Here is a 21,347-nt window from a genome sequence, read left to right as displayed (position 1 = left end):
TCCCCTTCAGGGACGGGCCCGCCGCCGGTGTGGCTGGGGCCCGTCGAGAATTAGGAGCCTCAACAACGCTAAGCGGCGCCTTTAGGGGCTGACGTAGTTTCGAGCTCCGTTTTTCGGTCCGTGTTCTCTGTCCGGGTGGAGAACCGTTTTCGTTCGCCGAGGTGCCCGGTAGCGGATCGCTCACCGGGCGCCTTAAGCCTTAAACATTGCCAGACTTGAAGGTGAAGAACGTGACCGGCGAAGCGGTAGCTCCCAGCGCCCGATAGAAATCCAAGGCGTGCACGTCCTCGTTGTCGGCCGGGACGAATATCTCGTGGATGCCCTCCAGCGCGGCAGTGGCACGCAGTTCGAGCACCAGTCGGCTTGCGAAGCCCTGTCTCCGATGGTCCTGCCGTACGGCAAGATCGTAGATGAACACCTCCGACGTTGGTGAACGTGTCATCGGCAACGTGTGAGCAGTTAGGCCGGCAACAATATCCGGGCCAATGAAAGCCGCCAGGGCCCAGAAACCCTCTCGACCAAGAAGATCTTCGAGGTAGTCCTCGCTGAGCGGCTCGCTGTCTTCTCCGAAGACACGCGCCATCATCTCAAACATGACGCCTGCCGCAGCCGCGTCCCCGCGGAACAAGCGCTTGACCTCAAGTTCGCTCATTGCAAGATCATCCCACGCCATGCGGCCCGGTTCGGGCGAGATGTGCGGTTCCTCAAAAGATACCGGTAGAACAACACCCGTTGGTGCGGCATGTAGGGTCGCGTCACAAAACTCGGACGAGAGAACCGTACTTGGTGCCCGCTAGCCGGTCGTCTACTGGCGCGCGACTTGTCGATTGGCGCTGTGCCAATCAATGTCCGCAGGGGAACCTTTAACGGGGCATGAGTCACTGATGATCGTCAGATGGTTCGGAGTTCCTTGGTGGAGGGGGCAGTTGCAGCGGGTTGTGGCAACGCAACGGTCAGACCTCGGTGCAGGCACCCTTGGGTACTGATGGGTGTCCGAACAGGACGAAGTTGGTGCCATCATCTTCTAGAACCGAGACGTAGCTCGGTTCTAGAAGAGCAACGGCGGACTCGCAGATGGCGATCGCGGTCTTGGCCGCGTCGCTGCCGTTGGCGCCGCGCGGGTCCACGACACTGGTCTCGATGCGAATCCTGCCTGACTCGGTTTCAGTCACAGACTTGACCTGGCCCACCCAGGGCGCGTTCGCGTTGGCTGTCCTGAAGTCTGCGGTCTTGTCCGGCTCATTGGTGGCGCTGGGAATGGACTCAGGAGCGGCAGCCGTCTGGCTGGCTGCCGTCTGGGCCGGCATAGCGGTGGTGGGTGCTGTCTGGGGAACGGACGATGAGCATCCAGTGAGCAGCAGGGCAGCAATAGCCGTAGCGAGGGCAGGAATAGTCTTTTTCAAGGGTTGTCCAATGTCCAAAGGCGCGCGAAGGCGGCGCGCCCCCAGCACGATGTAACGGTAGGACTGGGTGATTCACCGGCCCCTGCCGCCCACATAACCCTCACCCTAACGAAGAATGGCGAAACCATGTCTATGCCTATGAGGCAACCCTGACCGGGCAGACTATTCAACGTCAGCAACAAAGTCCCGGTGAGTAGGTGCAGAACGCTGAAAGTCGTGTCGTCAAAAGCGCAGCGACGCGACTACTTCGGGATGACGGTGCCTTTTTCCACGGACAAGAGCCTGGCGTAGTTCATACACATGCTCAGGCTTTCGTTTGCGGGAACGCGGGCACCATCCAGGATTACGGAATTTCCCTCAGATAGAGATGAGCTATCGGGCAGAACCAATGACTCGCCATCGAAGTGCGTTCCTCTGGGGAAAACCAACGTGTAATCATCACCGTCTGCCGCTCGCACGATGACGCATCCGGCCTCGTCCTTTTCCAAGCTTCCCGTGAGCTGCGCTCCCACTCTCGGAGCCGAAGACGGGCCGGATTGAACTACGGCCTTCTTGCCCCCATCACTGAGAAGCAAATCGGTTGGCAATTCCTGCTGCATTGAAGGGGTCTGTGAGGGAGATCCAATGGTCGGTGAGTCCCCTGGCGTTGTCGCACATGACGCCAAAGAAAGAGCGATGGCCGCTACAGCGCCCAAGGCTAGGCGGTGCTCCATATCTGTCCCCAATCAGATAGCTGGTCCGTTGCCCCAGCCTAAAGCCGCCCAAAGGAATGTGACCCCTACTCAACGCGACTGCGACCGAATTGATACCGGCGCTATCTATACGAAAAGCTCCGCCGGCCGCCATACGCTGTGAATCGCGGCGGGTATTTTGGCTTCGTTCTGTCAGCCGAAAGTGGCCGGGTGCCCGCTCAGGGAACCTTCAGCGGACTCCGCGAGAAGACTGCTGGTTATAGGCCCAGGGCCATGGTCTGAATGCCATGCGACGCTCAGTATCGGCAGCACGCGGAATCGAGGACTTAGGGTGAGGCCATGGCTATGACAAAAATTGCGATCGATAGAGCGACGATTGAACCTTGGATAGCAGTGGCTCAATCCTCGCGGTTGTTGGCCGACATCCTCTCGCAGATTGGAGAGCCGCTTAGCGGGTCCAACTTTGAGGAGATGAATGCCCACTATCCTCCCGAGCGCTCTTCTGACTGGTGTCGAGAATTTCTAACCGCGGGAATCGAACATATGACGCTATGGGCGGATCACGTAGCTCCGCTCCGCTTTCACGAGGAAGCACATGTAACTCATACTTTCCGGCCCGTTCAAACCTTGTCACGTGCCGCGATCGAATCGTCCTCGCAGGCAGTATGGATGATGAACGGCGAATCGGCGCGAGAGTGCGCCCGACGCCACGTTTGCCTACTCCTTGATGACCTTGAGGAGCAACGCAAAGCCGCCCTGGGCGATGAACGCAAGAAACGTCTTAAACTGGCCCGCCAGATTGTTCTGGACAGGCTGGAGCCATTCATCGGTGAAAAGGACATCGGCCGATTTCCGGGATATATGAACATTGTCAAAGAAGCAGCTGCCACAGTAGCGGCCAAGGGGTCGGGAGATGCTGATCTGGTCGATGCAGAAGTGGTTGAGCGCCTATGGCGCGCCTCAGCGGGATCGGCACATGGCAAGAGATGGCCATCGTTGGAGCTGCAAATCGTTAACCCCGGGAAGGAGATTGCGCCTGGGTTATTCGAAACCGACAGGGCTCCCGACCCCGTGGCAATCACCAAAATCCTCAACCTTGCGAATTCTGTGGTTACCTACGGCGTCCTACGATTTGCTGACTACTCAGGCTACGAGCCGCAGCTGGCCGAGATCATCGACGCCGCCCAAAAAAAATTGGCCGCAGTCATTCCGCGACGCTCCGATTTATAGAACCGTGTCGGTGCCCGACTACTTCCGAAACGTCCTTGGCTGCGTCAGGAAACCCGTAGGGTGCTCCGGCTCCCTGGTCCGTGTCATCGCCGTCCCATATCCAGGGCGGACCGCAGCCACGAGGTCTTTTTCGGCCTCTTTAGGCTTGGGTGCAACTCCCGGTCAAGATCCGCGGACTTCACTTCCCATTCTTCCCACATCCCGAGCAGATCGTCCGCTCGGTTGCCGTGCCGGAACTCTGCCTCTTCAGGGAAAACCGGCAGCGCGTCAAGGAAAGTGATGTGGCGCCCGTCCTTCAGCTGCAGGTCTGAAATGAGTTCATCCGGCCGTTCGGTCAGGACCCAGCCGGTGAACTTTCGGCCTTCGATAACTTTCCAGTCCCCCGCGACAAAGACGCCGTGACAGGCCGGGTGCGGCGTGGTGCTGCAGACCATGCTCGTGATGAGGTTGGCGAACGCCTCTCGAACTTGAGGAGAGTCCTGCTTGATGCCGGTGAAGACTTCCACTGTGTGTGAATGGCCGCGGCCGCCGGGACCGGGGACGCTGATGCCGGCGGAAGCGTAGAAGTGGACCCCCATCCGTGATGATGCCTTGGGCCAGTAGAAGATGCCAACAGTGTTGCCCTCCAACGAGGTCATCGTGCCGAACTCAGGTTCGGCGCCGACAGCGGACGTATAGTGCGCTTCCAGATCCTCTAAATGTCTCACGGGGCCTCCACTTCGACCAGGCGATTGATCTCCGCTAGCCGATGCAGCGTTATGCCCATACCCTGCTCTCCGACCAAGGGGTGGTCCACCGACGGGTCGAGCTGAATGAAGGGAACAACTCCTGGGTCCCTACTATGCACAAGTGTTGGAGTGGAGATGGTTGAGTGCTCGTAGGGCAATTCGTTGCATAACCACCCGAACACTGGGGGCAGGGACGCACGTGCCGGGTCTTCCCAGTGGTCTGCCACCTGTTGGATGCTTTCCTCACTGACTGAGACCCACACGGACCAGCTGAAAACTTCACCAGGTGCATCGAGGATAGGGATTTCGATATGTCCCCTGAGAAAGTAATGCCACTCGCCTTTGATTTCGAGGACGCACATGTCAGAGTTCAGTTCGCCTGCGTCGCGTTCCGCCTGGGTTGCCTGCAACCAAGGATCTGGCGCCTGCGGCCCGAACACCATGGCGACCCCCTCATGTTGCTGCCCACAAGTTCCGCATTCCCACTTGGCATGACCGTCCATTAGCTCCCCCTCTATGTCTTGTGGCGCTCAACTTGCCGAGCCTACCGCCTCACAATGTTCCTTCTCTCTCAAATCGTCCCGTTTGCCGGTCCCCCACCGGCGCAGGCGCCAGCCAAAATTTCCGGGTCGCGATCGCCGTGTTTCCGGGGTCTGTCGATTCCCGTAAGACCCGCCCGCAAAAATGCCCGGTGAAGGAACCCTATACGGGACACATGGAGAAGTGTTCTCAGGCGATGACGATATCCGGTCCCTGAATCGCTCCCTGAGCATGCGGTGGTTCGGAGCCGGCACGCTTCGCTGAGCTAACCTCGTCGGCGTCGTATGGAGTGCGGAACAGGGCGGCTCCCCGTTCAGGGTTCTGCGGGACAATACCGGTCCCGCCATCGACAACCGCCTTTGCTGCGCACTCCAGCGGTTCCCCCTGCACCCATGTCCCGAACACTGGGTGTCCGGTGCCCGTTGTGACAGCACCCCAAGGGTGAAGTTCGAACAGTTACGGAAGAACCAGCGCACCGTCCACGCGGCGCGGGATGCCCAGCGGGTTGCTTTCGCGCAGTGCAGGGTGCAGGACCGTTTCCGGAGCGTCCTGGTAGGCGACCGGTCGCTGGAAGCGGCGGACCGCCGTCGCGCCTACCGACGTGAACAGGGATGTGGTGGCCGGGTACGGGCCGCCATGCTGCTGCGCCCAGTTCACTGCGACGCCGGTTGGCCAGCCGTCAAACAGGACCCTGCCGGCAAGGCCGGACAGTTGCTCCACGAGCTCCGCGACGTGCTCGCCCGGCTGGGCGTGGACTGTGGCGGTCAGGCTCCCGGGAACCTTGGCCAGGACCGCGGAGAGCTCCTCCTGGTCAGCATATTCGATCAGCATTGTGGTGGGACCGAAGCACTCCTCCAGAAGCTCGTCCGGGCGCTCCAGGGCATTGGCTGCGGAGGTGGAGAACACCACGGGCGCGGCACCATGAAGGGTTGCGTCCTGGTCCGCCGAACCGCTGACGACAGTCACGTCGGGCAGCGACGCCACGCTTCGCAGGCCCTCCGGGTAGGCATCCGAGATCCGGGTGGTGAGCATGGCCGCCGTCGGCTTGTTCTTGCTGGCCTCGGCCAGTTCCGCGGCGAAGCCAGTGCCCTCCGGGATGAAGACCAAGCCGGGCTTGGTGCAGAACTGGCCGGCACCCATGGTGAACGAGGCTGCAAGTCCCGCCGCGAGCTGGCCGGAACGCTCGGCCAGCGCGGCCGCGGTGATGACCACCGGGTTCAGGCTGCCCAGCTCGCCGTAGAAAGGGATGGGGTCGGGACGGGAGACCGCGAGGTCAAACAGCGCCCGGCCGCCGGGGATGGAGCCGGTGAAGCCCACGGCTTTGATGGCGGGATCCTGCACCAGCGCGGTGCCTACCTCACGGCCTGCCACAAGCGCGAACAGCCCGTCCGGCGCTCCGGCGGACCGCAGGGCTTCGGTGACCAGTTCGGCCGTCCGCCCGGACAGCTTCAGGTGGCCCGAGTGGGCCTTGACGATCACCGCGGAGCCGACCGCCAGGGCTGACGCGGTATCCCCGCCGGCCACCGAAAAGGCGAACGGGAAATTGGAGGCCGAGAAAACGGCCACCGGCCCGATGGGACGCAGGATGCGGCGCAGGTCCGGCTTGGGCGGCGTGGCGGACGGGTCGGCGTGGTCGATCACGGCTTCAAGGTAGGAGCCTTCGGTGATCACACGGGCGAAGAGCCGCAGCTGCCCGGACGTGCGGGCCACCTCGCCGGTCAGCCGGACCGTGCCGAGGCTGGTCTCCGAATCGGCGATCTCCACCAGTTCGGCCACATTGGCGTCCAAGGCGTCGGCGACGGCGTGGAGCCAGCCTGCTCGCTGGGCGTCCGACGCGACAGCCGCGATGGCGGCCGCCCGGGTAGCGGCGGCCGTGAGCTCGGAGAGGGAAAGGGTTGCAGTTGTCACTGGAGGTACCTGATTTTCGTCGGGAGTGGTGGTGTCTGCGGTCAGAGGTGATTGCAAGCAGTCAGGCTTGTGTAGGTCCCCCTGGAGGAGCGTCCGTGAACCGGAAGCCCAGTCCGGGCTGGTCCGTGAGGGTCAGGCGGCTGTTGCTGAAGCGGACCGGTGACGGCCCGGCCAGGATGCCCAGCTGTTCGAAGGAAGCGTCCTCCACGTCCTCTACCAGGGTGGGTTCCGCCAGCGTGAGGGCCAGCTGCCCGGACAGCTCCGGCAGCAGGTGCGGCATCACGCGGATGCTGTTGGTCCGTGCCAGCTCGACGATCCGCCGGAATGGCGTGATCCCGCCAACCCGGATGATGTTGGGCTGGATGATGTCCACAGCTCCCGCCTCGATGAAGTCGCGGAAGCGGTAGATCGTATGCAGGTTTTCGCCCAGGGCAATGGGCACGGGTGAATGCTTTCGCAGCCTGCGGTAGGCCCAGAGGTCGTCCGCCCGGATGGGCTCCTCAAGCCATTCCAGCCCGTATTCCGCGAGCACGTCCAAAGCCTTGAAAGTGGTGGGGAGGTCCCACCGCTGGTTGGCGTCGATCATCAGCTTGCGGTCCGGGCCGAGGACGGACCGGACCGCCGCCACGCGCTCGGCGTCCTCACGGATATCGGGCTTGCCCACCTTGATCTTGACCGCCCGGTGCCCTGCTGCCATCCAACGCTCGGTCTGGGCCACCAGCTCCTCCAGCGTGTAGTGCAGGTTCACGCCGGACCCGTACACCTCCGCGGACTCCTGCCGCTGGCCCAGCAGGGCCGTGACTGACGTACCGGTGCGCCGGGCCTGCAGGTCCCAGAGGGCAAGGTCGACGCCGGCCATGGCGATGGTGGTCAGTCCCCCGCCGCCGGCCTCGTGCAGCCGCTTCCACAACGCGTCCCATACCGTCTCGGGGTTGGCAGGCAGCCCCGCGATGAAAGGCGCGATGTCGTACTCGAGGAGGGCCTTGACGGCCTGCGGACCGATGGTAGGGGTCCAGGAAAAACCGTGCCCCGCGCCGCCGTCGTCCGTCTGAATTTCCGTGACGATCACGTGGTTTTCCGGTGCCTCCGCGCCCCAGCTGCGGCGCAGCGGGACGGTCAGGAGCCGGGCGGTCAGACCGGTAATCAGCGGCACGGTCCGGACGGTTTCGACGGCGGGCGCAGTCATCAGCGGCCGGCCAGCTCGTAGCCCTTGGCCAGGATGGATTTCAGCTGGAGCAGCTGGTCCTCGGTGGGGTCCACCAGCGGCGGCCGGACCGGGCCAACGGGAAGTCCGCCCAGCCGCAGACCGGCCTTGACCAGCGAGACGCCGAAGCCGGGGGTCTGGTCCCGGAGCCGCACCAGCGGGGCGTAGAAACCCTCCAGCAGGGCGTTGCGGCGGTCCTCGTCGCCGGAGACATAGGCGTCGTAGTACGCCTTGGCGATCTCCGGTGCCATGGCGAACGCGGCCGAGGAGTAGAGCGGAATGCCCAGGCCCCGGTAGGCGCCCTGGGTCAGTTCGGCGGTCAGGAGGCCGTTGAAGAAGGCGAAGTCCTCCCGTCCCGTGGCCCGGACCGCGGACACAATCTCCTGGGCCAGGCCCACATCGCCCAGTCCGTCCTTGAAGCCGATCACCTTCGGGTTGGCCGCGAGGCGGACCATGGACGCGGCAGTGAACTTGGCATTGCCGCGGTGGTACACGATCACCGGTAGGCTGCTGGCGTCCGCCACGGCTTCGATGTACGCCACCAGGCCCTCGGTGGGTCCGGTCACCAGGTACGGCGGGAGAACCAGGAGTGCGTCGGCACCAGCCTCCTCGGCAGCACGGGCGGCAGCAAGCGCATGCCCCAGCGGACCGCCTGCTCCGGCCACCACCGGGATCTTGCCTGCCACAACCTCGACGGCGGCGGTCACCACGGTGCGGACCTCCTCGATGCTCAGCGCATGGAACTCGCCGGTGCCGCAGGCCGGAAACACGCCGCCGGGCCCGAACGGAAGCCGCGAGCCGATGTGCTCCTTGAGGAGCTCCACATCAACGGCGCCTTCCGGCGTGAACGGGGTGACGGGGAAAAACAGTACGCCGTCGAATTTCATGGTGTCTCCTTGGATCCGCTGCCGGCGCTTACCAGCCGGGCGGATGTCTCGTCGTTGAGGGTGGATTCTGTCTTCAGTTCGGTCCGCCAGCTGCGCTTGGGTTCCCAGCCCAGCAGTTCACGGGCCTTGGTGATGGAGAAAGCGGGGCTGGTGCCGGTCAGGCCGGCGGCCAGGGCCTCGCTTCCGGGCAGGAACCGGGGCATCAGCTCGGCCAGCGGTGCCGTGGCCAGGGCGTCAGCCGCCCCCACAAAGAAGGTTTCCCCGTTGGGAATGCAGTCCATCTTCTGCAGGAGCACGTCAAGGAAGTCGGCCACATCGCGGGCGTCCACGTAGTTGAACAGCGCCGGCGCGGACAGGGCAGGATCGGCCAGGCGTTCGGCCAGGGTGTGGCCCTGTTGTGTGGGCGCGCCTTCCCACTCCTCCGGCGAGATGACGTAGCACGGGCGGAAGGCGGCGTACCGGATCCCCGCACCCTGCGCCGCGGCAAACATCGCCACCGTCTGCTCAGCGATCAGCTTGGACAGCGCATAGGCGTTCCAGGGCTTCGGCGTGCTGCGCTCATCCAGGGGGAAGCTGTCCGGCAGCCAGCCTGCCGGCGATCCGTAGCCCAGCACCGTGGGGCTGCTCGCCGTGACGATCTTGCCGATCCCCAATTCCGTGGCCGCGCTGATGACGGCAAAGGCCATGCGGGTATTGGTGGCGAAGATGACATCCTCCGGCGCGCTGAACGGAACAGCGATCGCCGCGAGGTGGATGACGGCGTCGGGCGTGGCCTTCCGGAGGAGGCGCAGGGCCTCGCCCGGGGCCAGCAGATCGCCGGTTTCCTGCACAACGCCGGCCGGCAGCTGCTGCGCCGGGATGGCGTCGCGGTCCACCGAGGTGACCTCGTGGCCCGCTTCGGCCAGCCCCGCCACAACGCTGCGCCCCAGCCGGCCGGAGCCGCCGGTGACAAAGATCCTGCTCATGTTGGTTCCTTTTGGATTAGGGCGGACTAGGCGTCGCGGCGAAGGTCTGCGCCGAGGTGGAGATCCTCGATGCGGACGGGAAGGGAAGACTCCAGCGAAAGATTGCCGGCAATGCCCACGGACACGGAGCGGAGGCCGTCGAGGTAACCGGACGGACGGCCCAGCGGGTCCTCGCCGGGGCCGTTGAAGAGATCGGAGAGGAGCAGGTCGTCGCCGCCGCCGTGGCCTCCCTCGCCGTTGACGATGGGCACTTCGTAGGCAGCTTCCCAGTGGCGTTGGACCACCAGGCGTTCGCCGTTGCGGCGGACGGCGTCTTCCTCCTCGACGGGAGTGGCGCTCGGGTCAACCACGGTCTTTTTGTCCGTGCTGTTGAGGACGGCGGCGCGTTCCACGACTTCGAGTTCGGCCCGGCCTTCGGTACCGTTGACGGCCACACGGTAGCCTTCCCACGGGCTGTGGGCGTTCAGGGAGTAGCTCAGGCGCGGGCCACCCTGGTACTCCACCACGAGTGCCAGGTTGTCCTCGATGGTGATGCCGTCGGTGAAGACGTCCTGGTCGCGGCGGTACCCGTCGTAGTGCTCGTTGTCCAGGAACAGGGCCTTCAGGCGCTCATCCTCACGCAAGTCCAGCGCGAACGGATCCTTTTCGGCTGTTTTGTCCCCGGGGCCGGGGCTTCCGGCGTCGGGCGTTCCACGCTCCGGACGGGGACCCAGGCCGCGCTCGGCGGCATTCCTGTCGCCATAGAACTTGAGGCCACCGGAGGCGAAGACGCGGTCCGGAACGTCGTTGATCCACCAGTTGACGAGATCAAAGTGGTGGGATGCCTTGTGGATCAGCAGGCCGCCGGAGTTCTTCTTCTCGCGGTGCCAGCGACGGAAGTAGTCAGCTCCGTGCACGGTGTCCAAAACCCAGCTGAAGTCGATGGAGGTGACCTTGCCAATCACGCCGCTCTGGATGATTTCCTTCAGCGCACTGTTGCGCGGTGAGTAGCGGTAGTTGAAGGTGACCACCACGTTGCGGCCGGTTTCCGCCACGGCCTTGGTGATGCGGCGGCAGCCTTCGGCGTCGATGGTGAGAGGTTTTTCGACGACGACGTCGGCGCCCGCCTCGAGTGCCTCCACGATGTAGTCCGCGTGGGTGTAGTCCGGCGTGGTCACAACAACGCGGTCGATGTTGTTGGCCTGGATGAAGGCGGTGAGTTCAGCGGGGGCAAACGAGGCCACGGGACCCGGAGCACCGAGCTCCTGGATGAGCTTCTGGTAGAACTCGACGCGGCCGGGGTTGACGTCGGAGAACGCCACAAGCTCGGCGGTGTCCCCGTGCTTGCCGAAAATGGCACGGATATACATCTCGGAGCGCCCACCGGTGCCGATGAGGGCGATGCGGGCCTTGCTGCCCGCCCCTGGCTCCGGAGCGGAGGTGGAGGCAGCGGTAGCAGAACTCAATTCGGCTGTGTTGACCATGAGGGTCCCTTTCGAAGGCTTTAATACTCGGCCGTGCTGCGGCCGCTGGTGGTGCGCTGGGCTGTAGTGCTTGGAACCTGTGCTGCTATGGACCGTGGTCCGGAAGTCTCTGCGGCAAGCGAGAAAGCGTTTTCTCGGCGCCGCTACATGATTTCTATCAAGAGACGCGCGGTCCCGTCAACCCTTATCCTCTCTGAGAGAAAGCGCTTTCTGGATGGAAGGCCCTGATTCTGCAGCGGCACAGCCTACACTCTTCGCGCCGAACGAATGGAAATCGGTTTCCCGGGGCGTTGTATGCTGTCCCACGGGCGCCGGTACTCGCGGGACCGGGACTTACGAAAGGCAGGGCCATGGCCAGGAAATCGGCAACCGGAAGGATCGGCATTGCAGATGTTGCTGTGAAGGCAGGGGTATCACACGCCACTGTTTCCCGCGTCATGAACGGCAACTTCACCGTGGACCCGGACATCGCGGCACGGGTACGGGCGGCCGCCGTCGAGCTCAAATACCAGCCCAATCCCGTGGGGCGCAGCCTCGCACTGGGAAAGACGGACACCATCGGCATTGTGGTGCCGGACCTCGCCAACCCCACCTTCCAGGCGATCCTGCGCGGATTGAGCCGGGCTGCGGCGGAGGATGGCTACCGCGTCCTGATTGCCGATTCCTTCGAGGTCTCCAGCGAGGAAGCCATCCTGGCCGGCGAGGCCCGCCGGCGCTGCGACGGTCTGGTGCTCTGCGCCCCGCGCATGAGCGACGCCGAGCTCGAGGAAATCGCACCATCGCTGCACCCGCTGGTCCTGATCAACCGGACGACGGCGGCTGCCGGGATTCCGAGCCTCGTGGTGGACTACGGGCAGGGAGTCCAGGACCTGGCCGAGTACCTGGTGGGCCTCGGCCATACGCGCCTGGCCTTCCTGGCCGGCCCGGCAGGCAGCGCCTCCAATGGCCTCCGGCTCGAGGGCCTCGAAGCGTTCAAGACCAGGCACCCGCAGGTGGATGTCACCATGCTCGACGGCGGCTCGGACTTCGATACCGGCCACGGGGCAGTGGACTCGGTCCTTGCCAGCGGCGCCACGGGTATCCTGGCCTTCAACGACCTCGTGGCCATGGGCCTGATGAGCGGCCTGCACGAACGCGGCGTGGACGTTCCGGGCGACATCTCCGTCACCGGCTTCGACGACATCCCTTTCGCCCGCTACACCACGCCCACCCTGACCACCGCGGCAGTCCCCATTGCCGAGCTCGGCGGCCAGGCCTGGCGTGAATTGCGGGCACTCATCCGCAAGGAAGACCACGACGCCCCGGGCGGCCGGTACCAGCCGCGCCTGGAAATCCGGGCCAGCAGTGGCCCGGCCAAGGCGCGCGGTACTGCAGCCCACGGCTGACCCGCACTATTCCTCCGCCGCGGGCCCAGCCCCGCCCTCGCGGTAATAGCCCTCGATGTGGGCAGCCACCAGCGTGGCCGCGCGCGCGCCGTCGTCGTTCCTGATGGCGGCCAGAATGTCACGGTGCTCCGCCTGCAGGCGCGACGCCGTGGCATCCCAGTCCGGGAGATTGGCCGTAAACCGGGCGGTGTATCCCTGGATGGATTCGCGCAGCGAGCCCATCATGGCGCTGACCACGGCATTGCCGGCGGCGTCCGCGAGGGCCAGATGGAACCGTATATCCAGCGCCAGGAAGTCATCCGCCGTCCGGGCAACACGTTCGACGGCGTCCATCTCGCCCAGGAGCGTGGCTGCCAGTTCGAGCTCCGGAGCATCCGGCTTTGCCCGGGCAGCCGCCCAGGTCTCCAGCAGGATGCGCGTTTCCACGATGTCGGACACGGGCAGATGCTGGGTGGCAACGTGAAGCCGAAGCGCCGAGCCGAGCGCTGCCGTCGGATCCGAAATCACCACAGTCCCTGCTTCCGGGCCGGAGCCAACCCCCGCGCGGACCACCCCCATGGCCTCCAGTATCCGGATGGCCTCTCGTACCGAGGTTCTTGACACGGCCAGCTGCTCGGCGAGTGCCCGCTCCGCAGGCAGGCGTCCGCCCACGCTCAGCTGCCCGTCGGAGAGCTGCTGTTCGATCCACGTCAGGACAAGTTGGTGCGTACGCATGGCACCATCGTAGTTGATGTGGTTGGACCACATGGCTTAGAGTGTGGTTAGACCACAGCTCCAACCCTGCGCCAGGCCCACCAACGGAGGCAGCCATGACCCACACCATCCAGCCGAACAATCCCGAGGTCACGCCAGCCCCGGATGCCACGGACGTCCCGGCGTTCACCGCCAGCGCGCCGAAGCCGGCCGCCGCCGCAGTCCCGGCCGCGCTTAGGCGCCGGATCCCCAAGTATTCGGACCTGGCCCCGCTGATGCAGTTCAAGAAGCCCGAATTCAGTAAGGAAGCCCGGCTGAAGCGGGCCAGCACCATCTGGGACCTTCGCGACATGGCCAAGCGCCGCACGCCGCAGGCCCCGTTCGACTACACCGACGGCGCCGCCGAGGGCGAGATCACCCTGCGCCGCGCCCGCGAGGCCTTCCTGGACATCGAGTTCCGGCCCGGCATCCTGCGCAACGTCTCCAGCATCGACCTCAGCACCGACATCCTGGGCAAGCCTTCCCGGCTCCCCGTGGGCATCGCCCCCACCGGCTTCACGCGCATGATGCAGTCCGAGGGTGAGTACGCCGGATCGCAGGCTGCGGAAGCCGCCGGCATTCCATACACCCTCTCCACCATGGGCACTGCCTCCATCGAGGACGTTGCAGCAGCCGCCCCGCACGGCCGCAACTGGTTCCAGTTGTACCTGTGGACGGACCGCGACCGGTCGCTGGAGCTGATCGAGCGCGCCGCCAAGGCCGGCAACGACACCCTGATGGTCACAGTGGACACCGCCGTCGCCGGCGCCCGCCTCCGCGACGTCCGCAACGGCATGACCATCCCGCCCGCACTGACCGTCAAGACCGTCCTGGATGCGTCCTACCGCCCGGCCTGGTGGTTCAACTTCCTCACGCACGAGCCGCTGACCTTCGCCTCGCTGTCCCGCTACACCGGAACCGTGGCCGACCTCATCAACTCGATGTTCGACCCCACGCTGACGTTCGAGGACCTGGACTGGCTGCGTGAAACCTGGCAGGGCAAGCTCGTGGTCAAGGGCATCCAGACCGTGGAGGACGCCCGCAAGGTGGTGGACCACGGCGCCGACGGCATTGTGCTGTCCAACCACGGCGGCCGCCAACTGGACCGCGCACCCATCCCGTTCCACCTGCTGCCGGGCGTCAAGGAAGCCTTCACCAAGGACAACTCGGACGCGGCCATCATGCTGGACACGGGCATCATGAGCGGCGCGGACATCATCGCGGCCCTGGCCCTGGGCGCCGACTTCACGCTGATCGGCCGCGCCTACCTGTATGGCCTCATGGCCGGCGGCCGGGCGGGCGTGGACCGCACCCTGCAGATCCTCGAGAAGGACATGGCCCGCACCATGGCGCTGCTCGGTGTCAGCAAAATCTCCGAGCTGACCCCGGACCACGTACGCCTGCTCACCAAGTAGCGGCCCCGCCCGCCCCCGAGTTTTTGTCCAGATAATGGCCGGAATATCGACTTTTGGTGCCATTATCTGGACAAAAACTCAGAGTATTGGGGTTACTTTTTGCGGCCGAACTTGGGGAGGTTCGGGAGGTTGGCCAGCAGGTCCGCGGCCTTTGTGGCGGCGCGGCCCACAGTGCGGCCGATCTGCTGCGGCACCGTGTCGTCGCTGAGCGGGGCAACGGTGCCGCCCGGAATCACGACGGCGGGGCTCAACTCGGCGCCCGGACGTTCCAGGACGGCGGCGATGGCGGCGTTGTCCGGCAGTGCAGTAGCCACGGTTTGCCCGGTGCCGGCTTCCGCCGCAGCACGGGGTGACTTGGCGACGGCGGCCGCCGGGCCGACGTCGAACGTCTCCAGCCAGCTGACGATCCCCTCAAGCGGCTTGGGGTTCAGCGCGTAATAGCGCTTCTGGCCCTGCGCCCGCATACTGACCAGCTGGGCCTCGCGGAGGACTTTCAGGTGCTTGGAAATGGTGGGCTGGCTCGCGGACAGTTCTTCCACCAGCTCGCCCACTGCCTTGTCCCCGGCGCGCAGGGAAACCAAAATGTCACGCCGGGTTGCTTCCGCAATGACGGCAAATACGTCGTCTGTCACCATGACTCCCACCCTAGCGACATATACGCCGTCAGGCATCAACTATTTCGCCCGTGACCGGCCCTCGTGGGGTGAAGAAGGATCAGTCGAACCAGGGATCGAGGCCGTGCAGCGGGAAAACGGCTTTGCGGGTGGCCATGACGGTGCGGTCCACGGCGTCGTTGGGGTCAAAGCCCACTTCCCAGGACCGCCACCAAAGCTCCACGTCGTCACCCATCAGGACCGGGGCGTCCCTGCCGAACTTGTCCGAAACATAGGCGCGCCAATCCTCCGGCACCGGGGTCCGGAGCGGAACGGGACGCCCGGCAGCGATGGCGATCAAGTGGCTCCAGGACCGCGGCACAACGTCTGTGACGCTGTATCCGCCGCCGCCAGTGGCGATCCAGCGGCCCTCGCAGTGCCGGGCAGCGAGATTCCCGACGGCGGTGGCCACCTCACGCTGGCCGTCCACGCTGATGTTCAGGTGGGCCAGCGGGTCAAGGCGGTGCGAATCGCAGCCGTGCTGGCTGACGATGACTTCCGGCCGGAACGCGCCCACGAGCTGGGGCACCACCGCGTGGAAGGCCCGCAGCCAGCCGGCATCGCCGGTGCCGGACGGCAGGGCGACGTTGACGGCGCTGCCTTCAGCCCCGGGACCGCCGATTTCGTTGGCGTAGCCGGTCCCGGGGAAAAGGGTGAGTCCGCTCTCATGCAGGGAAATGGTCAAGACCCGGGGGTCGTCCCAGAAGATGCTTTCCGTCCCGTCGCCGTGGTGCGCATCGACGTCGATGTACGCCACGCGGCTGATGCCGCCGTCGAGCAGTCTCCGGACGGCAAGGGCGGAGTCGTTGTAGATGCAGAAGCCGCTGGCGCGGTCACGGGCAGCGTGGTGCATACCCCCGCCGAAGTTCACGGCGTGGAGCGCGGACCCGTCGAGGATGGCGGACGCAGCGGCCAGCGATCCACCGGCAAGCCTTGAAGCGGCGTCGTGCATACCCGCGAAGGCTGGATCGTCGTCGGTGCCCAGTCCGCGGGCTTCATCCGGCGAGGTCGGGTCGTCACTGACCCTGCGGACAGCAGCCACAAACTCCGGCGAGTGTACGGTTTCCAGTTCGGCATCGGACGCAACCTCCGGGGCCTCCACGGACACATGCGCAAAGTCCAGCAGGCCGAGACTGCTTGCAAGCCTCGCCGTCAGGTCCAGCCGCGCAGGAGCCATCGGGTGGCCCGGGCCGAAATTGTAGGCCGTCATGGCGGAATTCCACACCACCATCGTCGGCGGCGCGGGCTGGCTGAGACCGGGCAGGAATGTCATCAATGACAGGCTACCGGAGGCCGCACCCGGCCCCGGCACGGCCATAACGCGGGCATTAGTGGTTTACTACTGGAGGAAACAGTTTCAACCGAGGAAAAGCCCCCCATGACGCAACGCCAGTCGAGGCCCCGGAACCCGGCCAGCTGGCACCCGGCCGCACCGGGGCGCGAAGGCCTATGGATCTTCACCCGCATACGCGACTTCGTTGACGATATTGCCAACACGTCGCCCGCACGGCTTGCCTTGAGCGCCTTCGCGACGGTCTGCCTGGTCTTCACTTTCCTCCTGTCGCTGCCCATCTCCTCCGCCACCGGTATGGCCACCCCGATCCACCAGGCACTGTTCACGGCGGTGTCCGCCGTCTGCGTGACCGGCCTGACAGTTGTTTCGACGGCGGTGCACTGGTCATTTTTCGGCCAGCTGGTCATCCTGATCGGCATCTTTGTGGGCGGACTGGGAACGCTGACGCTCGCCTCCCTGCTGGCCCTCATGGTGAGCAAGAAGCTTGGCGTCCGCGGCAAACTCATTGCGCAGGAGGCCATGAACAACGCCGGCCGGCTCGGTGAAGTGGGTACGCTGCTGCGAATAGTCATCACCACGTCCGTGGTGATCGAAGGTGTCCTGGCGCTTGCCCTGGTCCCCCGGTTCCTAACCCTCGGCGAGCCGTTCTGGCAGTCCGTGTGGCACGGCGTCTTTTACGCCATTTCTTCGTTCAACAACGCCGGCTTCACCCCGCATTCAGACGGCATCGTGCCGTATGAGACCGATCTCTGGATCCTCATCCCGCTGATGCTCGGCGTGTTCCTCGGCAGCCTGGGTTTTCCCGTTGTTATGGTCCTGCAGCAGAACGGGCTCAACTGGAAGAAGTGGAACCTGCACACCAAGCTGACCATCCAGGTGTCCTTCATCCTGCTGGCCGCCGGCGCGGTGCTTTGGGGGCTGATGGAGTGGGACAACGTGCGGACCATTGCCCGCATGGACCTCGGGGACAAGATCACGCACTCGCTTTTTGCGTCCGTCATGACCAGGTCCGGTGGGTTCAACCTGGTGGAGCAGAACCAGATGGAGTCCACCACCATGCTCCTGACGGACGCGCTCATGTTCGCCGGCGGCGGCTCGGCCTCCACAGCGGGCGGCATCAAGGTCACCACCATCGCCGTAATGTTCCTGGCCATCGTGGCCGAGGCCCGCGGCGACGCGGACGTCAAGGTTTACGGCCGGACCATCCCGCAGGGCACCATGCGGGTGGCCATCTCGGTGATCGTCGCCGGCGCAACCTTGGTTTCGGTTTCCGCCCTCATTCTCCTGCACATCAGCAACGCGCCCTTGGACCGGGTCCTGTTCGAGACGATCTCAGCCTTCGCAACCTGCGGCCTCAGCACGAACCTGAGTGCAGAGCTGCCACCGTCGGGCGTTTATGTCCTCACCGCCCTGATGTTCGCGGGCCGTGTCGGCACCGTCACCCTTGCCGCTGGGCTGGCACTGCGCCAACGCAGCCAGCTGTTCCACTACCCGGAAGAGAGGCCCATCATTGGCTAATTCCTCAGGCGCCCCCAACCGCCCCGCCCACAACGCGCCGGTCCTGGTGATCGGGCTCGGCCGCTTCGGCTCCTCCACCGCCGAGCAGCTTGTGAAACAGGGGCGTGAGGTGCTGGCGATCGAACGCGACCGGAACCTGGTCCAGAAATGGGCGCCACTCCTCACCCACGTGGTGGAGGCTGACGCCACCAACATCGATGCGCTGCGCCAACTCGGCGCCCAGGAGTTCAGCTCCGCAGTTTGTGGCGTGGGCACCTCGATCGAGTCCTCCGTGCTGATCACCGTGAACCTGGTGGATCTCGGCATCGAGCACCTCTGGGTCAAGGCCATCACGCCATCACACGGCAAGATCCTCACCCGGATCGGCGCGAACCACGTAATCTACCCCGAGGCCGACGCCGGCGTCCGCGCCGCGCACCTGGTCTCCGGCCGCATGCTGGACTTCATCGAATTCGACGACGACTTCGCCATCGTGAAAATGTATCCGCCGCGCGAGACCGTGGGATTCACGCTGGATGAGTCCAAGGTGCGCTCCAAGTACGGCGTGACGATCGTGGGCGTGAAGTCGCCCGGTGAGGACTTCACCTACGCCCGCCCTGAAACCAAGGTGTCCGCCCGCGACATGCTGATCGTGTCCGGTCACGTGGACCTGCTGGAACGGTTCGCCGCGCGGCCGTAAGTGGAGCCCAAAAACCCGAGGCGGTGGGGATTAGCCGAGCTGCTTTGTGATCTCTGCAGCGCGGTCTGCTGCGGCGCGGGCGCCAGCGGCGATGATCGCCGGAATGCCGCGGTCGTCGAAGGTGGCGATGGCCCGTTCGGTGGTGCCATTGGGGCTGGTCACGCCCTTGAGCAGGGCCGAGGGATCGGCGCCCGGCTCGGCCAGCATGAAGCCCGCGCCGGCCACTGTCTCCCGGGCCAGGAGCAGCGACAGCTCGGGATCCAGACCCAGTTCGACGCCGGCAGCGGCCATGGCCTTAGCCAGGTAGAACGCGTAGGCGGGACCCGAGCCGCTGATGGCCGACACCGCGTCCACCTGCTCCTCCGGTACCTCCACCACGGTGCCTGCGGCCCGCAGGATGTCCTTGACGGTCTGGAGCTGTTCCGGCGTGCAGTTGGTACCGGGTGAAACGGAGACGACGCCGCGGCCCAGCTTCGCAGGGGTGTTCGGCATGGTCCGGATCACCGGTTGTCCGGGAGGCAGTGCTGCTTCGAGCTGCGCCAGCGATACGGCTGCGGCGACGCTGACAACTACCGATTTCGGCGAAAGGGAGCCGCTGATTTCGCGGGCCAGGTCGACGATGCCCACCGGCTTTACACCAAGGATTACGACGGCGGATCCCTTGGCGGCGTCCTTGTTGTTGTCCGGTTCCTCTTCGCCAGCGACAGCGGTAATGCCGTGGTGGCGCAGCGCCAGCTCCTCGGCCCGTTCGGCACGCCTTACGGTAGCTATGACGTCGGCGGGGTTGGTCCCGGCGGCCAGAAGGCCCGAGAGGATGGCTTCGTTCATGGATCCACAGCCCAGAAAGGCGATTCGGTTACTCATGGTTCCATCATTGCAGTTTGGCTGGGCGGCTGCAGAAATGGAACGAATCAGACAACGCGGGAACCCGCCGAAACTGATTCACAGCGGACTCCCATGTTCGCCGCAGCTTGCTCACAACTTCGCCGCCTAACGTAGTTATTACCTCATTGAGGGTGCGAGTGATGCGGCAAGCATGGGGATGTTTGCCCGAGGCGCCGGTGGTTTGCAGCAGGTTTTCCCCCATTTTCCTGCTGCGGACGCCGGCGCTTTCGCGTTAACGCTGTTTTCAGGCGGGGGTGGCCTCGATCGCCTGACGCGCCGGGGCGGGCTCCACGATGTGCGGGGCCGGATCCAGCGGACCGGCAAAGACCAGCTGGTCGAGCCGGCGCAGGATCAGCCCTTCACGCAGCGCCCAGGGGCAGATTCTGATCTTTTTGAACTTGAACATTTCCAGGGCGGCCTCGGCCACCAGGGCCCCGGCGAGGAGCTGGTGCGCGCGGGCCTCGGACACCCCCGGCAGAAAGAGCCGGTCCTCGGCCTTCATGGCTGAAATGCGCTGCGCCCAGACGCCCAGATCCGTCGCGTTGAGTGTGCGCTTCACGTAGGGGCCTGCGGCGCTGGGGGCGGCCCCTGCGACCCTGGCGAGCGACCTGAAGGTCTTGGAGGTGCCGGCCACAACATTGGCGCGTCCCAGGCCGTCGAACTGCTTCACCGCGGGGGCCAGCGTGGCCCGGATATAACGGCGCAGCTCCTTGACGCTCTTGGCGGAAGGCGGGTCCTCGGCCAGCCAGTCGCGGGTCAGGCGGCTGGCGCCCAGCGGGACGGAGGTGGCCACTTCGGGCAGCTCGTCCTGGCCGAAGGCCATTTCGAAGGAGCCGCCGCCGATGTCCAGGTTCAGGATGGGCCCGGCGCCCCAGCCGTACCAGCGGCGGACGGCGAAGAACGTCATGGAGGCTTCTTCGCTGCCCGTCAGTTCCTGCAGGGTGACAGTGGTTTCGTCCTTGACCCGGGCCAGCACCGCGGCGCCGTTGGCGGCTTCGCGGATGGCGGACGTACAGAACGCCAGCAGGTCGTCCGCTTTGTGCCTGGCCGCAAACTCCCAGGCTTCAAGAACAAATTCGGTCAGCTCGTGCTGGCCGGCGTCCGTGATATTACCGTCGGCATCCAGGTACTGGACCAGGGACAACGGCCGCTTGTGCGACGCGAAAGGCACCGGACGCGCGCCAGGGTGGGCATCCACCAGGAGAAGGTGGACAGTGTTTGACCCGATATCGAGGACGCCTAGCCGCATCCTGCCATTATTCCCCCGCCCGGGCCCTCACTCACAACCTGCGCAGAAGATGTCAGTTTGCGGAGGCGTCCTCTGGTGCACCGTCCAGGAGTTCATCGGCGCGCTTGAAGTCGCGCTTGATGTTGGCGACGCCCTCCGGGTTGATCTCGAAGCCGTAGGCGGCTCCGGGGTTGATCACCATGCCCAGTTCCTCGCCGATGTTGGCGATAATGGCCGCACCCTGGGTCCCCAGGACGTTCGGGGCAGCCTCAAGGTACTGCTCATCAACCCTGCTGGGGTGCGAGAACACAGCAAGGACGGGCTCGCCGTCGGCGTTCGCCAATACCAGCGGCTCCACCTGGGAATCCTCCCCCTCGATCCCGTCGGTGCTGATGACGTAGACCTCGCTGTTGAGGAAGGACAGGATGACATCCACCGGGCTGCCCTCGGGCTGGCCGCCCTGGGCGAGCTTCTCTTCGAGGTCGTTGAGCGGCGTGAGATCGGCTGTGCCGGGCTGTTCAGTCATGTATCTACTCGA

The 21,347-nt window shown here is 65.0% G+C and carries 21 protein-coding genes; 5 read left to right on the top strand and 16 right to left on the bottom strand.

Translation table 11 applies throughout. The features are described 5' to 3' along the window. Positions 1-199: 199 nt before the first annotated feature. The 3 genes from DAD99_RS12065 to DAD99_RS12055 all read right to left on the bottom strand — a co-directional run bounded on the left by DAD99_RS12065 (position 200) and on the right by DAD99_RS12055 (position 2,002). Entirely contained in the window at positions 200-652 is a 453-nt protein-coding gene (locus DAD99_RS12065; RefSeq protein WP_193341728.1) for a GNAT family N-acetyltransferase, read from the bottom strand. Between the two features lie 301 nt (positions 653-953). Continuing rightward, on the bottom strand, positions 954-1,403 hold the full coding sequence (locus DAD99_RS12060) for a hypothetical protein (protein WP_193341727.1): 450 nt from the start codon (positions 1,401-1,403) through the stop codon (positions 954-956). Positions 1,404-1,645: 242 nt separating this feature from the next. Beyond that, the gene (locus tag DAD99_RS12055) at positions 1,646-2,002 is read right to left on the bottom strand and encodes a hypothetical protein (protein WP_227007953.1); all 357 of its coding nucleotides are present in this window, start codon (positions 2,000-2,002) and stop codon (positions 1,646-1,648) included. A gap of 432 nt (positions 2,003-2,434) precedes the next feature. Between DAD99_RS12055 and DAD99_RS12050 the strand changes: the two genes are divergently transcribed. Further along, on the top strand, positions 2,435-3,325 hold the full coding sequence (locus tag DAD99_RS12050) for a hypothetical protein (protein WP_193341725.1): 891 nt from the start codon (positions 2,435-2,437) through the stop codon (positions 3,323-3,325). A gap of 83 nt (positions 3,326-3,408) precedes the next feature. Here the strand turns inward: DAD99_RS12050 and DAD99_RS22170 are convergent, their stop codons facing one another. From DAD99_RS22170 to DAD99_RS12015, 7 genes are all read right to left on the bottom strand, one after another. Next, positions 3,409-4,032, bottom strand: a complete 624-nt coding sequence (locus DAD99_RS22170) for a suppressor of fused domain protein (RefSeq protein ID WP_193341724.1) — start codon at positions 4,030-4,032, stop codon at positions 3,409-3,411. Further along, positions 4,029-4,556 (bottom strand): DUF2199 domain-containing protein, encoded by a 528-nt coding sequence (locus DAD99_RS12040; RefSeq protein WP_193341723.1) that lies wholly within the window; start codon positions 4,554-4,556, stop codon positions 4,029-4,031. Before DAD99_RS12040 ends, DAD99_RS22170 begins: the two co-directional genes overlap by 4 nt. A gap of 493 nt (positions 4,557-5,049) precedes the next feature. Further along, positions 5,050-6,501: an aldehyde dehydrogenase (NADP(+)) gene (locus DAD99_RS12035; protein ID WP_193341722.1), complete on the bottom strand. Its 1,452-nt coding sequence runs from the start codon at positions 6,499-6,501 to the stop codon at positions 5,050-5,052. Between the two features lie 61 nt (positions 6,502-6,562). Continuing rightward, positions 6,563-7,687, bottom strand: coding sequence for a mandelate racemase/muconate lactonizing enzyme family protein (locus DAD99_RS12030; RefSeq protein WP_193341721.1), 1,125 nt, complete (start codon positions 7,685-7,687; stop codon positions 6,563-6,565). After that, the gene (locus DAD99_RS12025) at positions 7,687-8,592 is read right to left on the bottom strand and encodes a 5-dehydro-4-deoxyglucarate dehydratase (RefSeq protein ID WP_193341720.1); all 906 of its coding nucleotides are present in this window, start codon (positions 8,590-8,592) and stop codon (positions 7,687-7,689) included. The genes DAD99_RS12030 and DAD99_RS12025 overlap by 1 nt, the downstream gene beginning before the upstream one ends. Beyond that, positions 8,589-9,557: an NAD(P)-dependent oxidoreductase gene (locus tag DAD99_RS12020; RefSeq protein ID WP_193341719.1), complete on the bottom strand. Its 969-nt coding sequence runs from the start codon at positions 9,555-9,557 to the stop codon at positions 8,589-8,591. Before DAD99_RS12020 ends, DAD99_RS12025 begins: the two co-directional genes overlap by 4 nt. A 26-nt stretch (positions 9,558-9,583) precedes the next feature. Continuing rightward, complete coding sequence (locus DAD99_RS12015) at positions 9,584-11,020, bottom strand: Gfo/Idh/MocA family protein (RefSeq protein WP_193341718.1); 1,437 nt, start codon at positions 11,018-11,020, stop codon at positions 9,584-9,586. 350 nt (positions 11,021-11,370) lie between these two features. Here DAD99_RS12015 and DAD99_RS12010 point away from each other — a divergent pair, with 350 nt between their 5' ends. Next, complete coding sequence (locus tag DAD99_RS12010; RefSeq protein WP_193341717.1) at positions 11,371-12,405, top strand: LacI family DNA-binding transcriptional regulator; 1,035 nt, start codon at positions 11,371-11,373, stop codon at positions 12,403-12,405. Between the two features lie 6 nt (positions 12,406-12,411). Here the strand turns inward: DAD99_RS12010 and DAD99_RS12005 are convergent, their stop codons facing one another. Next, on the bottom strand, positions 12,412-13,152 hold the full coding sequence (locus DAD99_RS12005) for a FadR/GntR family transcriptional regulator (RefSeq protein ID WP_227007952.1): 741 nt from the start codon (positions 13,150-13,152) through the stop codon (positions 12,412-12,414). A gap of 62 nt (positions 13,153-13,214) precedes the next feature. On the opposite strand from DAD99_RS12005, the gene DAD99_RS12000 reads away from it, so the two are divergent. Continuing rightward, positions 13,215-14,552, top strand: coding sequence for an alpha-hydroxy acid oxidase (locus DAD99_RS12000; protein WP_305072209.1), 1,338 nt, complete (start codon positions 13,215-13,217; stop codon positions 14,550-14,552). A gap of 92 nt (positions 14,553-14,644) precedes the next feature. On the opposite strand, the gene DAD99_RS11995 is transcribed toward DAD99_RS12000, so the two are convergent. Next, complete coding sequence (locus DAD99_RS11995; RefSeq protein WP_185261534.1) at positions 14,645-15,187, bottom strand: helix-turn-helix transcriptional regulator; 543 nt, start codon at positions 15,185-15,187, stop codon at positions 14,645-14,647. Positions 15,188-15,266: 79 nt separating this feature from the next. Next, entirely contained in the window at positions 15,267-16,478 is a 1,212-nt protein-coding gene (locus DAD99_RS11990; RefSeq protein WP_193341716.1) for an acetoin utilization protein AcuC, read from the bottom strand. 105 nt (positions 16,479-16,583) lie between these two features. Between DAD99_RS11990 and DAD99_RS11985 the strand changes: the two genes are divergently transcribed. Then, positions 16,584-18,017, top strand: a complete 1,434-nt coding sequence (locus tag DAD99_RS11985) for a TrkH family potassium uptake protein (protein ID WP_193341715.1) — start codon at positions 16,584-16,586, stop codon at positions 18,015-18,017. After that, positions 18,010-18,696, top strand: a complete 687-nt coding sequence (locus DAD99_RS11980; RefSeq protein WP_058931335.1) for a TrkA family potassium uptake protein — start codon at positions 18,010-18,012, stop codon at positions 18,694-18,696. The genes DAD99_RS11985 and DAD99_RS11980 overlap by 8 nt, the downstream gene beginning before the upstream one ends. 30 nt (positions 18,697-18,726) lie before the next feature. On the opposite strand, the gene proC is transcribed toward DAD99_RS11980, so the two are convergent. From proC to DAD99_RS11965, 3 genes are all read right to left on the bottom strand, one after another. Further along, entirely contained in the window at positions 18,727-19,560 is an 834-nt protein-coding gene (gene proC, locus DAD99_RS11975; RefSeq protein WP_193341714.1) for a pyrroline-5-carboxylate reductase, read from the bottom strand. Positions 19,561-19,825: 265 nt separating this feature from the next. Next, complete coding sequence (locus tag DAD99_RS11970) at positions 19,826-20,830, bottom strand: Ppx/GppA phosphatase family protein (protein ID WP_193341713.1); 1,005 nt, start codon at positions 20,828-20,830, stop codon at positions 19,826-19,828. A 52-nt stretch (positions 20,831-20,882) separates the two neighbouring features. Beyond that, on the bottom strand, positions 20,883-21,335 hold the full coding sequence (locus DAD99_RS11965; protein ID WP_193341712.1) for an SseB family protein: 453 nt from the start codon (positions 21,333-21,335) through the stop codon (positions 20,883-20,885). Positions 21,336-21,347 lie beyond the last annotated feature (12 nt).

The sequence above is a fragment of the Pseudarthrobacter sp. AB1 genome, assembly GCF_014926485.1.
Classification (GTDB): Bacteria; Actinomycetota; Actinomycetes; order Actinomycetales; family Micrococcaceae; genus Arthrobacter.
Note: the sequence above shows the minus strand (reverse complement) of the source record. Positions and strands in the feature narration are given on the sequence as shown.